11 protein-coding genes and 1 riboswitch are annotated in these 13,753 nt (G+C 72.8%); of the genes, 9 read left to right on the forward strand and 2 right to left on the reverse strand.

Annotated features, from left to right (window positions below; all coding sequences use genetic code 11):
- Position 1 precedes the first annotated feature (1 nt).
- From GPA04_RS11215 to GPA04_RS11240, 6 genes are all read left to right on the forward strand, one after another.
- Complete coding sequence (locus GPA04_RS11215; protein ID WP_156224189.1) at positions 2–541, forward strand: dihydrofolate reductase family protein; 540 nt, start codon at positions 2–4, stop codon at positions 539–541.
- Positions 538–945 carry a class I SAM-dependent methyltransferase gene (locus tag GPA04_RS11220; RefSeq protein ID WP_156224190.1) on the forward strand — a complete coding sequence of 136 codons (408 nt, stop codon included), beginning with the start codon at positions 538–540 and terminating at the stop codon, positions 943–945. The genes GPA04_RS11215 and GPA04_RS11220 overlap by 4 nt, the downstream gene beginning before the upstream one ends.
- A 479-nt stretch (positions 946–1,424) precedes the next feature.
- Entirely contained in the window at positions 1,425–3,371 is a 1,947-nt protein-coding gene (locus tag GPA04_RS11225) for an acyltransferase family protein (protein ID WP_156224191.1), read from the forward strand.
- 74 nt (positions 3,372–3,445) lie between these two features.
- The gene (sucC, locus tag GPA04_RS11230; protein WP_156224192.1) at positions 3,446–4,624 is read left to right on the forward strand and encodes an ADP-forming succinate--CoA ligase subunit beta; all 1,179 of its coding nucleotides are present in this window, start codon (positions 3,446–3,448) and stop codon (positions 4,622–4,624) included.
- Between the two features lie 44 nt (positions 4,625–4,668).
- On the forward strand, positions 4,669–5,562 hold the full coding sequence (gene sucD, locus GPA04_RS11235; RefSeq protein ID WP_156224193.1) for a succinate--CoA ligase subunit alpha: 894 nt from the start codon (positions 4,669–4,671) through the stop codon (positions 5,560–5,562).
- A gap of 284 nt (positions 5,563–5,846) precedes the next feature.
- Positions 5,847–7,094, forward strand: a complete 1,248-nt coding sequence (locus tag GPA04_RS11240) for a cell division protein PerM (RefSeq protein WP_156224194.1) — start codon at positions 5,847–5,849, stop codon at positions 7,092–7,094.
- Here GPA04_RS11240 and GPA04_RS11245 read toward each other — a convergent pair.
- Positions 7,091–7,597: a hypothetical protein gene (locus tag GPA04_RS11245; protein WP_156224195.1), complete on the reverse strand. Its 507-nt coding sequence runs from the start codon at positions 7,595–7,597 to the stop codon at positions 7,091–7,093. The two genes, GPA04_RS11240 and GPA04_RS11245, sit on opposite strands and share 4 nt — an antisense overlap.
- A gap of 72 nt (positions 7,598–7,669) precedes the next feature.
- Between GPA04_RS11245 and purN the strand changes: the two genes are divergently transcribed.
- Positions 7,670–8,281 carry a phosphoribosylglycinamide formyltransferase gene (gene purN, locus GPA04_RS11250; RefSeq protein WP_156224196.1) on the forward strand — a complete coding sequence of 204 codons (612 nt, stop codon included), beginning with the start codon at positions 7,670–7,672 and terminating at the stop codon, positions 8,279–8,281.
- Positions 8,282–8,292: 11 nt separating this feature from the next.
- Here the strand turns inward: purN and GPA04_RS11255 are convergent, their stop codons facing one another.
- Positions 8,293–11,052 (reverse strand): helix-turn-helix transcriptional regulator, encoded by a 2,760-nt coding sequence (locus tag GPA04_RS11255; RefSeq protein ID WP_156224197.1) that lies wholly within the window; start codon positions 11,050–11,052, stop codon positions 8,293–8,295.
- A 204-nt stretch (positions 11,053–11,256) separates the two neighbouring features.
- Here GPA04_RS11255 and GPA04_RS11260 point away from each other — a divergent pair, with 204 nt between their 5' ends.
- Together GPA04_RS11260 and GPA04_RS11265 are read left to right on the forward strand one after the other, a co-directional pair.
- Entirely contained in the window at positions 11,257–12,195 is a 939-nt protein-coding gene (locus tag GPA04_RS11260; RefSeq protein WP_156224198.1) for a hypothetical protein, read from the forward strand.
- The gene (locus GPA04_RS11265) at positions 12,192–13,604 is read left to right on the forward strand and encodes a cadherin-like domain-containing protein (RefSeq protein ID WP_156224199.1); all 1,413 of its coding nucleotides are present in this window, start codon (positions 12,192–12,194) and stop codon (positions 13,602–13,604) included. The genes GPA04_RS11260 and GPA04_RS11265 overlap by 4 nt, the downstream gene beginning before the upstream one ends.
- A gap of 34 nt (positions 13,605–13,638) precedes the next feature.
- Positions 13,639–13,729: riboswitch (ZMP/ZTP riboswitch) on the forward strand.
- Positions 13,730–13,753 lie beyond the last annotated feature (24 nt).

Consider the following 13,753-nt stretch of genomic DNA (forward strand, 5'->3'; position numbering starts at 1 on the left):
CATGACCCGTTACCGCTACAACACCGCGACCACGCTCGACGGCTTTCTCGCCGATGACGCCGACTCCCTCGACTGGCTCCTCAAGCAGGAGTTCGACGAGCACGGTCCGGGCAGCTTCGAGGCGTTCATGGCCGGGGTGGGAACCCAGGTGATGGGCGCGACGACGTACGAGTGGATCCTCGACCACGAGAAGGGTGCCTGGACCTACACCGCGCCGACGTTCGTCTTCACCCATCGCGACCTGGAGCCGGCGAACGAGACCATCACCATGGTCGCGGGCGCACCGGCCGAGCACCGCGCCGCGATCGAGGCGGCAGCGGGGGACAAGGACGTCTGGATGGTCGGCGGTGGAGACCTCGCCGCCTCGTTCGCGGCCGCAGGGATGCTCGACGAGATCCTGGTCGGCGTCGCGCCGGTCACGCTCGGGTCGGGGCGGCCGTTGCTCGGCGGCGCCTACGACCTGCGCCTGGAGGAGAGCGACCGGAACCACGAGTTCCTGGTCGCACGCTACGCCGTCGTCGGGCCGCTCGGCACGAGATGACCGACCAGCTCTCGCCGCGACTGGCCGCGGTCGCCGATGCCCTGCCGCTGCGGCCCGGCATGCGGGTGCTCGAGATCGGCAGCGGTCCCGGTGCGCTCGCGCGCGAGCTGGTCCGTCGTGGCTGCGAGGTCGTCGCCATCGATCGGTCGGAGCGCGCGCACGCGATCGCCAGCAGGGCTGGCGGTGGACCCGACTTCCGGCACACCGCGATCGAGGACCTCGTGCTGGCCGACGGCGAAGCCCCGTTCGCCCTCGTCGTCGCCGTGCGGGTCGGTGCCCTCGACGGCCGCCACGACGCCGGGCCGGCGCTCGATCGGATCGCTGCGGCGCTGGCGCCTGACGGCAGGGTGTTCGTGGAGCGAGCCGGCGCGGTGATCGAGATCGATCCGCCCAGGGTGGGGTGAGCGTCGGCGACCGGGGTGCAGGCCGAGGTCGCCATGATCGCGATCTGGCTCGTGTCCGGCGGCGTCGACGCACCATGACACGGGGCGTCGTTCTCGGGTTGCTCGCAGGCGCTGGCTCCGGGAACCAGCTCACGCGCTCGGTCGGGTGGCACCCGCCCTTCCAGCTTTCCTCGCGACCTCACATCCGAGCCCGCCCGGACGTCTACAGCGTGTGTCGCCGAGACCGGCGACGGCCGGTCCGCCGACCGCTGTGAAAGGACGTCACCTCATGTCTCAGATCCGCCTGCTGCTTCGACGACGGCTGCGTCGCTGCAAGCCCCTGCGCCAGGCGCTCTGCGCCTTTCCCTGCGTCTTCCCCTGAGGGCTGCCGCGCGCGAGCCCCGGTGTGACAGCGGCGGGAGTCGACGTCGCGACCTCGCGTGTCGGCGCCCCGGGTCGGGGCCGCGCGCGCCTAGCCTGGGCGCGGGAGGTAGGCGCCCGTGGCGGTGGTGACAGAGCAACGCGAGGCCGTGGCCACTGCGGCGCGACCACGCAGGCCCTCCGGTGGGCAACGAACCGCGCCGGCGAAGGTGCGGCACGGGCGCATCCTCGGGCTCGACGGGCTCCGCGCGATCGCGGTGCTGGCCGTGCTGGTGTTTCACCTGCGGCCCTCGACGCTGCCCGGCGGCTACCTCGGCGTCGACATCTTCTTCGTGCTCTCGGGCTTCCTCATCACGACCCTGCTCGTCCGGGAGCTCGCCGAGAACGGTCGCCTCGACCTCAAGGGGTTCTGGGCCCGCCGGGCGCGGCGGCTGCTGCCGGCGCTCGTGGTCGTCGTGGTCGTCTCGACCGGGGTCGCTCTCGCGGTCGGGGACGACCTGCTCGTCGACATCCGCCGTCAGGTCCTGGGGGCGCTGACCTTCTCCAACAACTGGCTCGAGATCGGTGCCGGTTCCTCGTACTTCACGCAGACCGCGCCGCAGCTGTTCGTCAACTTCTGGTCGCTCGCGGTGGAGGAGCAGTTCTACCTGCTCTGGCCGGTGCTGCTGGCGCTGCTGCTCGCCGTGACCCGGACGGCGCGGCAGCGCGTCGTGGTGGTCCTCGGTGTCGCCGCGCTCTCGGCGACCCTGATGGCGCTGCACGCCGGCGACGGCGTCACCCGGGCCTACTACGGCACCGACACGCACGCGTTCGGCCTGATGATCGGCGCTGCGCTCGCGCTCAGCCTGGCCGGCGGTGATGCCGACCTGCGCCGCCTCCCGGCGTGGCCACGCCTCCGGGTCCCGCTGGCGACCGCCGCCGGTATCGGGCTGCTCGCCCTCCTGCTCACGCTCGACGGCGAGAGCACCTTCGCCTATCGCGGCGGCATCCTCCTCGCCTCGGTCCTGACCGCCGTCGTGGTCGCCTCGCTGGGCACCGCACCCGGCCCGCGGGACGGCCTGGTCCGCGTGCTCTCGGTGCGACCGATGCGATGGCTGGGGGAGCGCTCCTACGGCATCTACCTGTGGCACTGGCCGGTCCTGCTCGTTCTCACCGCGGCGCTGCCGGCGGCACTGCCGGACTCGCCCCTGAGCTGGCTCGTCCGCGGGCTCGCTCTCGGCACGACGCTGGCGGTGGCCGCGGCGTCGTACCGGTGGATCGAGCAGCCGATCCGCCGTCACGGCTTCCGGGCCACCTTCGCCCGCGTGCGCACCGCCGTGACCCGGGGTGCGGATCGCCGCCCACGCCTGGTGGCTGCTGCGGCCGCTGCCCTGGTGGTGGTCTTCGGCGTCGCGCTCGCCGTCGCACCCGACAAGTCGCAGGTCGAGCTGCAGATGGAGGCGGCGGCCGGGGCCGTCGGGAGCGACGCCGCGCCAGCCGAACCCGGCACGTCGGCGGAACCGACCGAGGACGCCGTCGAGAACCCGAGCGGCTCGGCCGAGGAGGGGAGCGGTGCGCTGCCCAGCGGCGAGGAGATCACGGCCTTCGGCGACTCGATGCTCTACGTCGCGGCGCCCGCGCTCACCGCCGACTTCCCGGGCATCGCCATCGATGCGAAGTCGAACCGGCAGTGGCCGCAGGTCGTCGAGGCGATCCGTGCGGCGGTGGCCGCGGACACGGTCCGCGAGGTCGTGGTGATCGTCGCCGGGACCAACGCCGGGCTCCGTGACCCGGCTCCGCTGGAGGAGGCGCTCGACCTCCTGGGACCCGATCGGCGTGTGGTCCTCGTCACGATCTACCACTCCAGCAGCTGGATCGAGGAGAGCAACGAGAACCTGGTGCAGGTCGCCTCCGAGCACCCCAACGTCGTCGTCGCCGACTGGTACGGCACCATCACCCAACACCTGGATCAGCTGCAACCTGACGGGGTCCACCCGGACATGGACGGCATGCATCTGTTCTCCGACGTGGTCGCCGCCGCGCTGTCCGAGGACCCGTCCACGCCCTCAGGTACCCCCCGCGGCTGACGTCATCGGAGGGTCATCGCCGCGCGGTATGGTCGGGCTGACTTTGCGGCGCCGGATGACGGAAGGCAAGACCCGTGGACCTGTTCGAGTACCAGGCGCGTGACATGTTCGAGAAGCACGGTGTCCCCGTGCTCCGCGGCATCGTCGCGACCACCCCCGAGAGCGCAGCCGAAGCAGCGCAGGAGCTGTTGCCGGCCGATGGCGGCGTCGTCGTCGTCAAGGCTCAGGTCAAGACCGGGGGCCGCGGCAAGGCCGGCGGCGTCAAGATCGCCAGGTCGGTCGAGGAGGCAGGCGCGCGCGCCAGCGAGATACTTGGCCTGGACATCAAGGGCCACACCGTGCACCGCGTGATGGTGGCCGAGGGTGCCGACATCGCCGAGGAGTACTACTTCTCGGTGCTGCTGGACCGCTCGAACCGGAACTACCTCGCCATGTGCTCGGTCGAGGGCGGTGTGGAGATCGAGCAGCTCGCCGTCGAGCGTCCCGAGGCGCTCGCCCGCGTCGCCGTCGACCCCATCGTGGGCATCGACGAGGCCAAGGCGCTCGAGATCGTCGAGACCGCCGGTTTCGCCGAGGAGCTGAAGGCACCGGTCGCCGACGTCATCCGCAGCCTCTGGACCGTCTTCACCGAGGAGGACGCCACGCTGGTCGAGGTGAACCCGCTGGTCCGCACGGGCGCCGGCGACATCGTCGCGCTCGACGGCAAGGTCACGCTCGACGACAACGCCTCGGAGGTCCGCCACCCCGACCACGCCGCGCTGGAGGACAAGGCCGAGACCGACCCGCTCGAGGCCAGGGCCAAGGAGAACGGGCTCAACTACGTCAAGCTCGACGGCGAGGTCGGCATCATCGGCAACGGTGCGGGGCTCGTGATGAGCACGCTCGACGTCGTGGCCGGCGCCGGCGAGAAGCACGGCGGCGTCAAGCCCGCCAACTTCCTCGACATCGGCGGCGGCGCGAACGCGCAGGTCATGGCCAACGGGCTCGACGTCATTCTGCACGACCCGCAGGTCAAGAGCGTGTTCGTCAACGTCTTCGGCGGCATCACGGCGTGCGACGAGGTGGCCAAGGGCATCGTCGGCGCGCTGGAGATCCTCGGCGACGAGGCCACGAAGCCGCTGGTGGTGCGGCTCGACGGCAACAACGTCGACCTCGGCCGCGCGATCCTGGCGGAGGCGAACCATCCGCTGGTGACCCTCGCCGAGACCATGGACGGCGGCGCCGACAAGGCAGCCGAGCTGGCCAACGCCTGACCCGCCCCCTTTCGAACCGCGCAGCTGCAGAGAGCGAACCAGCCATGTCGATCTACCTCAACAAGGACTCGAAGATCATCGTCCAGGGCATCACCGGCGGGATGGGTGCCAAGCACACCGCGCTGATGCTCGACTCCGGCGCCCAGATCGTCGGCGGTGTGAACGCTCGCAAGGCGGGCACCACCGTGACCCACAAGGACCACGAGGGCAACGACGTCACGTTGCCGGTGTACGCGACCGTCACGGAGGCGATGGCCGAGACCGGCGCCGACGTGTCGGTGCTGTTCGTGCCGCCGGCGTTCACCAAGGACGCCGCGATCGAGGCGATCGACGCCGAGATGCCGCTGATCGTCGTCATCACCGAGGGCGTGCCGGTGCAGGACTCCGCCGAGGTGTTCGCCTACCTGCAGGGCAAGAAGACCCGCATGATCGGCCCGAACTGCCCCGGCATCATCACCCCGGGCGAGTCGCTGGCCGGCATCACCCCGCACACCATCACCGGCAAGGGGCCGATCGGGCTGGTGTCGAAGTCGGGCACCCTGACCTACCAGATGATGTACGAGCTGAAGGACCTCGGGTTCTCCACGGCGATCGGCATCGGCGGCGACCCGGTCATCGGCACCACCCACATCGACGCCCTCGAGGCCTTCGAGAACGACCCCGAGACGCAGGTCATCGTCATGATCGGCGAGATCGGTGGCGACGCCGAGGAGCGCGCGGCGGCGTACATCTCCGAGCACGTGACCAAGCCGGTCGTCGGCTACGTCGCAGGGTTCACCGCCCCCGAGGGCAAGACCATGGGCCACGCCGGTGCGATCGTGTCCGGCTCCGCCGGCACCGCGCAGGCCAAGAAGGAAGCGCTCGAGGCCGCCGGCGTCAAGGTCGGCCAGACCCCGAGCGAGACCGCCGAGCTCGTCCGCGAGATCCTCCAGGGCTGACGGCCAACCCAAGCCGCTAGACCCCAGGAATCCCCCCGCCTCCACCCCCACCTCCACCTCCCCACGGTTCGAGGTAATCGGCCACCGTGGGGCGGCTGCGGATTACCTCGACCGCGGGAAGCCTGGGGGGAGCAGGCGACCCCAACCCACGGGTTCGAGGTAATCCGCGGCCCCCAAAGGGGTGGCGATTACCTCGAACCGGCGCTGGGGCAACGGTCGCCGGGTGCGGGGTCGTCGGTGTGTCGGCGGGGCGGATCGGTGGCTGAGCGCCGACCATGGGGGAGATGCCCACGACCCTGCCGCCGACGATCACGCCGCGCGTCGTCGATCACGCCGACGCCACGTCGTCGACCCGCAGCTCCTGGCGCCCACCGACGCAGGCGCTGCGCGGGGCGCTCGCGGGGGCCGAGGCAGCGATCGGTTCGTGGCTGGTGGTCGCCGTCGTCGCGATCGCCGGCTACGTCGCCACGGCCGCGGCGCCTGAGCTCGGCTCGGCCGGGTGGATCGACGCCGCGCGCGTGGGCTCGGCGATCTGGTTGCTGGGCCACGGCGGCGCGCTCAGCTTCGCCGGTGCCTCGATCACGCTGGTCCCGGTCGGGGTGAGCCTGGTCGCGCTCGCGGGGGTCGCGGCGTCCGTGCGGCGGGTGCGCCCCGCGACCTGGTGGCCTGTCGGCGCCGCAGTGCTCGCCTACACGGCCCTCGCCGTCGGCTTCGCCGCTCTCGCCGGGACACCCGGGTCGTGGCGCGGTGTGCTCGGCGCCCCGGTCCTCGCCGCCGCGGGCTGCCTGGTCGCGATGCGCGGACGCATCCCTGCCGACCTCTCGCGCCTGCTCGCACGCATCCCGGCCGCGGTGCGCGCCGGAGTGGGCGCCGGTGCCCGCGGCGCCGCGATGCTGCTCGCGCTCGGTGCGCTAGCGCTCGTCCTGGCGCTGGTGCTCGGCTTCTCACGCGTCATGGACGTCCACCGCGCCCTGGTGCCCGACACCGTCTCGAGCGTGATCATCGTGCTCGCCCAGGTGATGCTCGCCCCGACCCTCGTCGTCTGGGTCGTGGGGTTCCTCGCCGGGCCAGGCTTCGCCGTCGGGCAAGGAACCTCGTTCGCCCCGAGCGGCGTCGACGCCGGTCCGCTCCCGGTGGTGCCGGTGCTGGGCGCGCTGCCCGAGCCGGGCAACCTGCCGGGCGTGGTCGGGCTCGTCGTCGTGCTCGGGGTTCTCGTCGGTGCGCTCGCCGGCGTGTGGCTGCGGCGTCGCCGCCCGGCTCGGCTCGCCGCGACAGCGATCGCCGTGGCCGTGACGGCCCTGACGGCGGCGCTCGTCATCGGTGCGCTGGCCGCCGTGTCCTCGGGGTCGGTGGGGCCGGGTCGGATGGCGGAGGTCGGGCCTGACGCGCTGGCGGTCGGCATCGCCGTGGCGTGGCAGGTGGCCCTCGGAGCCGCGATCACCGCGCTGCTGCTGCACCCGGAGTCCCGGGTGCTGGCCGGCCGCGGACGGGACGCCGCGCTCGGCTGGTGGCGGACCGCCCGCGAGCGTTAGCCGCCCGACGGGGCGCTCGGGTTCCTCGCCTCGTCCCACTCGCGCTGACAGCGATCCTGAGCGGCGATCGTGACGGCGCCGTCGCGACACTCCTGGTAGGCGACCTGCTCGTCCCAGAACATGGTGAGCGTCGTCGTCGTCCCCATCGTGGTCAGCAGGGTGAGCATGAGCCCCCCGATGAGCATCGGCGAGAGCATCCCGGGCCACCGGAGCGTGCGCACCTTGATCAGCGTGCGCACGCCGTGGACCAGCGCCCCCAGCCCCACGAACGGCGCGACGACCTGCCACGGCACCGGCAGACCACCCGCCAGCAGCGTCAGCATCATGAGCAGACCGAAGACCATCGTGCGCCCCGTCACCGACTTCGCCTGCTCGGGGGTGAGCTGAGGTGGCGGCTCCTGCGCACGCTTCTGCTGGCGCTCTGCGCGCTGACGCGGCGGCGACTGCGGGTGCCGGGGCGCGCGCGGCTTGTTCGGGTCCGGCGGTGCGTACGGGTTGCTCACGGCGAGAAGTCGGCTCCAGGTGGCTGAACGGAGATTCTGTCACGAGAGCGAGGGTCACTAGTCTTGACGTCCGTGCCGAACCCCACCCGCGCCGCCGTCCTCGTCTCCGGAGGTGGCAGCAACCTCGCCGCCCTCCTCGATGCCACCCGCGACCCGGGTTACGGGGTCGAGATCGTCGTCGTCGGTGCGGACCGCGACTGCGGCGCCCTCGAGGTCGCCGCCTCCGCCGGGGTGCCGTCCTTCGTGGAGCGGGTCAAGGACCATGCCAGCCGCGAGGAGTGGGACGCCGCACTGACGGCCCGGGTGGCCGCCGCCTCGCCGGACATCGTGATCAGTGCCGGCTTCCTCAAGCTGGCGGGGGAGTCGTTCCTCGCCGCGTTCGGGGGCCGGTACCTCAACACGCACAACGCGCTGCTGCCCTCCTTCCCCGGCATCCACGGCCCGCGCGACGCGCTCGAGTACGGCGTCAAGATCGCCGGGGCCACCCTGTTCGTGGTCGACGCCGGGGTCGACACCGGAGCGATCGTGGCCCAGGTCGCGGTGCCCGTTCTCGACGACGACGACGTCGAGGCCCTCACCGAGCGCATCAAGGTCGCCGAGCGCGACCAGCTCGTCAGCTGGGTGGGCAAGCTCGCGCGGGAGGGCTTCCGCGTCGAGGGACGCAAGGTCGTGCTCGGCGGCTGATCCCGCTCACCTCAGATCCGAGGCCGCAGCAGGGCCGCCAGCTCGTGGCGGTCGCGCACGCCGAGCTTGCGATAGGCGGAGCTCAGGTGGTACTCCACCGTGCGCCGCGACAGGTAGAGGGCTGCTGCCACCTCGGGGTTGCTGGAGCCGTCGGCCACCGCCATCGCGACCTGGAGCTCCTGCGGTGTCAGCATCGACGCCGGCCCCGCGTCGACGACGCGCCTCTCCCCGCACGCCGCCAGCTCGGCCAGCGCTCGCCGGGCCCAGGCGTCGGCGCCCAGCCGGCCGAACGTGTCGGCGGCGCCCCGGAGCGGGGTGCGCGCGTCGTGCTTGCGACCGGCACGCCGCAGCCGTTCACCCCAGCACAGCTCGGTACGCGCCTGGCCGAACGGGTCGCGCAACGGCGCGAACCGCGTGAGCGCTGCCGCGAACGCCTCGTCGATGTCCTCGGTCCCGACCAGCAGCGCTCGACACCGCGCGAGCTCAGCCAGCGCGCTCGGCCGGTCGGCTGCCTCGGCGTCCCGGCTGAACCGGTCGAGCTCGACGGCGGCCTCGTCCTCGTGCCGGAGCCGCCACCACGCCTCGATCAGGTCGGCGGAACGGGAGGTGTAGGCCGGTTCCCGCATACCCTCTCGGCGCTCGATCTCGCCGGCCCTGACCAGGTGGTCGACGGCGTCCTGGGTACGGCCGGCACCCAGGGCGAGCTGACCGAGAGCCACCTCGACCAGGTGGCGGACCAGCGGAAGATCCCCTGCGGCCGCGGCTCCGACGGCCAGCCGGTCGCGACATGCGGTGTCGGCGCCGCGCGCCGCCAGCAGCAGCGCGTACCGCAACCGGACGAACGCGAGCGGGGCGAGCAGCCCCGTCGCTGCGCACAGCCGCTCCGCGGTCTCCAGCCCCGCCGCCGCCTTGTCCCAGTCGCCCACGCGGTGGTCGACGTCGGCGAGCGCCGCGACGATCACGCCGATCATCCCGACGGCGCCGGTGCGCTGCAACGAGGTGTGCATGCGCTCGAGCACCCGCGCAGCGCCGTCGGGCTCACCGATCCAGCACCGCACGCTCGCGGCGTGGACCGCAGGCAGTTCCGGGTCGCACAGGGCGGCATCCGTCAGCTCCAGGTCCCAGTCGGAGCGCACCACGGCGCCGGCGCCCGGAGCGCCGACCATCACGGCCACCATGTCGTCCACGAGCCGGTTCCGCAGCGACGGGCCCGACGCCGGTGTGAGCGCACGGGCGTCGGCCATCACCCGAGCAGCGTCGCTCCACCGGCCGGCCACCATCAGACCGAGCCCCAGGTCGCCGAGCAGCGCGGCGGCGACGTCGGGCGCCGTCGGGGCCGCCGAGGCGGCGAGGCCCAGCACGTGGTCGGCGTCCGGTCGCTCGAACGCCGCCCAGCTGGCGGTCACGAGTCGACCGCGCTCGCAGCGCGCGCGTTCTACCGGTCCGACAGAGGCCTCGACCAGCCCGTCGAAGACGCGCCGCGACGCCGTCGCGTCACCCGCCCGCAGATACGCGCCGGCCGCCCGCGTCAAGCGCGGGGTCGCCACGGCACGGGTCGTGGAGCGCGAGGCAGCCGCCTCCCATGCACGCCCCGCCTCCGCCGGGGCAGCGCGCGCCTCGGCTGCCGCGGCTGCGGCGGCGAGCGCCTCAGCGACCGCGGCGTCGACGCCGTCAGCCATCTCGTGCAGGTGCCACGCCCGGCGGTCCGGCGAGTCCCGGAAGAGCTCCGCCAGCACAGCGTGCCCCCGTCGTCTCGCGGTCTCACGGGCGCGGCGCTGCACCGCGGACCGCACCAGCGGATGGCTGAACGTGACGCCGTTCCGGTGCAGCAGCACCAGTCCGACCCGTTCGGCGGGCTCCAGCGCGGCGACGGACAGCCCGACGGCAGCGAGCGCCTGGGCGAGCTCCTCACGGTCGAGCTCGTCGAGGCTGGCGAGGAGCAGCGCCGTCTCGGCGTCCTCGTCGAGCTCACCGAGCCGGCTGCTGAACAGTCGGTCCAGGGTGGGGCCGGCGGGCAGCGTGGAGGTGAGCGGGACCTCGCCCCGACGTTGCTCCGGGCGCAGGTCTGCAGGCACCTCGACCAGGGCCAGCGGGAGGCCGGCCGCCACCCTGATCACCTCGTCGGCGACGGCGGGCACCAGCTCCGGATGCGCCGTGCGGAGCAGCCTACGAGCCTCGTCGTCGCCGAGCGGGCCGAGCTCGACCACGGCGGAGGCGTCGGCGAACGGGTGCGCGTCGGCCATCGGCCGCGTCGCCAGCACCAGCGCGACCGGGTCGCTGTCGAGCCGGCGTGCCACGAAGCCCAGCGTCTGGATCGTGGCCACATCGAGCCAGTGGACGTCGTCGACGACGACCAGCAGCGGGCTCTCTTCGGCGAGCGTGGTCAGCAGCGTGTGCACGCCTGCCGCGACCGCGAACTGCTGCGCCGGTGGCGTGCTCGATCGTGCCTGAAGCGCCAGCGCGGCCCCGACGGCGTCGCGCTGGATGTCCGGCAGCGCCTCGACCCGAGCCCGCACCGGGTGCAGCAGCTGGTGCAAGCCCGCGAACGGCAGCGCCTGCTCGGCGGGATGACCGGAGGCCCGGAGGAGCTGCACGTCCGGCGTCCCGGCCTCCGACAGCGGACCTGACGGCGACCGAGGCCGCGTCACCGACGAGATCAGCTGCTCGAGCAGCCACGACTTGCCCGACCCCGCCTCGCCCTGCACGACCAGCACGCACGCGGCCCCCTCGCGGGCGCGGGCGACGGCCGCCGACAACCGGTCGAGCGCCACGCTGCGTGCGTCGATGATCCTCCGCCTTCCGCGTGTGGTGGCCCGATGCCGAACCGAGGCTGCCGGAGATCGTCCGGACCTGGTGCGCCGAGGTCGCCCGTCACCGGTGACGATAGTGCCCGCACACCCCGGTGAGCCTCACCGAGGCGGCGCCGCGGCCCCCCGCCTACCGTCATCGCCAGGAGCGATCGAGGAGGGGATGGCATGCGCGTGCGTGCGATGTGCTGCATGGCGGCCTTGCTGCTGCTCGCCGGGTGCGGCGGGGCCGACACCTCTGCCGAGGAGCCGACGACGGCCGACAGCACCACGACGACGGATGCCGCGACGGCAGACGCCGCGACGACCGAAGCCGTGGCCGAGAGCGAGGCGACGTCCGCGTCGACCGATTCGGTGGACGAGGAGTTCTGCGCGGCGATCGACGACGCCGGCAGCGACCTCAGGCTGCTGCTGGACGGCGGGCTGGCCTCGGAGGAGGTGCTCGCCGATCTCGTCGGCGCCTTCACACGCGCAGCGACGGCAGCGGCGGCGATCACGCCACCGGAGGACCTCGCCGGCGACTGGGCGGTGCTCCGTTCCGTGCTGGATGCCTACGCCACCGGCCTCGCCGGGATCGACCCCGAGGACGGTGACGCGCTGAACGAGGCCATGGCCGCCGTCGCCGCCGATCGTGACCCGGCCGACTTCGACGTCATCGCGCAGCTCGGGACCGAGATCGGCGCACGCTGCAACGGCTCCGGCGACGCGAGCGGGGCGGCTGTCGACGTCTGCGCGCTGCTCACCCCGACCGAGCTCGCCACCACGTTCGTCGACGGCGCCCCCGCCGGCAGGGGCACGGACTACGGCTCCGGCTACTCCGAGTGCGTCTGGGACGGCGCGGGTGTCGTGGTCCGGGTCTCGATCCTGCCGATCGCCGACATGGAGACCGACTACCTCGCGTCGATCTCGGATGCCGATCCTGTCGCCGACCTGCCGGGCGGCCTGGTGATGGCGGACGTGGTCGGCATCGGGCAGGCGTCCTCCGGTGGGCGGACCGTGGTGTTCGAGTCGGATGCGGGCGGTGTGATGGTCGCCGTCAGGACCGGCGCCGCCGACGACACCGCTCTCGCCATCGAGCTCGCGACGATCGTGGCGGGTGCGCTGTGAGCGCCGGGCGTACCGCAGCGCCACATCCTGGAGCAGGACGACGAGGTCGGCGGCTGGCGCTACGCACCGCCGTCGTCAGCGCCATCCTGCTGCTGGTCGTCCCGCTCGCACCGGCGAGCGCCGCCGCGCCGGTCGCGGCTGACGACACCTACGCGGTGGCGACCGGCGCCGACCTGGTGCTCGCCGCGCCCGGACCGCTGGCGAACGACACCGACGCCGACGGCGACCCCCTGGTGCTGGAGCGTTTCGAGACGCTGCCGACGAACGGGACGCTGATCGCCACCTTCGGCGACGGTCGGGTGACCTACCGGCCCGACCCCGGATTCACCGGTTACGACAGCTTCAGCTACCAGGCGAGCGACGGCGAGAGCCTGAGCAATATCGCCACGGCCACGATCGTGGTCGGCGCACCGGTGACCAGCGTCTCGCTCACCATGACCGTGATGATCGACACCGGGGTGAGCGAGTGCGCCACCACCGACGCGATCGGTCCGGTGCCCGCGGGCACCTGGGTCCGCTGGTGCTACACCGTGACGAACGACGGCGACGTGCCGCTGTTCTACCACCTCGTGGCCGACGCCTCGGGTGCTGTGCTGGGCCCGGACTTCGTGTGGGCGCTGGCACCGGGGAGCAGCTACTCGTTCACGCGCAACGAGGAGATCGTCGCCACGACGACGAACACGGCGGTCTGGGTCGCCGAGAACCGCGCCTTCGCGCAGAGCGCGAGCGACGACGACGGCGCGACGGTCTCGGTGGCCCCGGCCAACGCCGTCCCGCTGGCGGTCGACGACGCGTACACGACGACGGCGGACGTGCCGCTCGTGGTGCCGCCGCCCGGGCCGATGGTGAACGACTCGGACGCCGACGGCGACCTCCTGTCGTTCAACCGCCTGACCGACCCGGCGAACGGCACCATCTCCGGCGGCTCGTTCGACGGCCGCTTCACGTACACCCCGGACCCGGGTTTCACCGGAACCGACTCGTTCACCTACACGGTGCTGGACCCGCTGACGACGAGCCTGCCTGCCACCGTGACGATCACCGTCGAGGCAGCGCCGGTCGATCCCACCGATCCGGTCGATCCGACCGATCCGGTCGATCCGACCGATCCGGTCGATCCGACCGATCCGACGGATCCGGTCGATCCGAGCGACCCGACGGACCCGACCGATCCGGTCGACCCTTCAGACCCGGACGATCCAGATCCCAGCGACCCGAGCGGCCCGACCGATCCGACCCCGACGGAACCGCCCGATCTTGACGACGACGCCCCCACGACGACCTCCTCCCCGATCCAGCTCGCCGCGACGGGTGTGGAGGGGTCGACGACGGCGTGGCTCGGCCTCACCGCTCTCATGCTCGGCACCGCACTGGTGTGGCTGACACGACGGGCACGTCGGATCCTCTGACGGCGAGCCGGCGGCGCATCCCGGTAGACTCGCTGAGTCCGATCGTGACTGGCGTCGAGGTGGAGCACCACCTGGGAGCGGTCGGAGGCTCTGCCTGACGCGCGCCGATCGCCTGGGTGCGCCGGTGTCCGCAACCGAACCAGGAGAGC

Origin of the sequence: Pseudactinotalea suaedae (assembly GCF_009733815.1) — a bacterium.
Taxonomy (GTDB): domain Bacteria; phylum Actinomycetota; class Actinomycetes; order Actinomycetales; family Beutenbergiaceae; genus Pseudactinotalea; species Pseudactinotalea suaedae.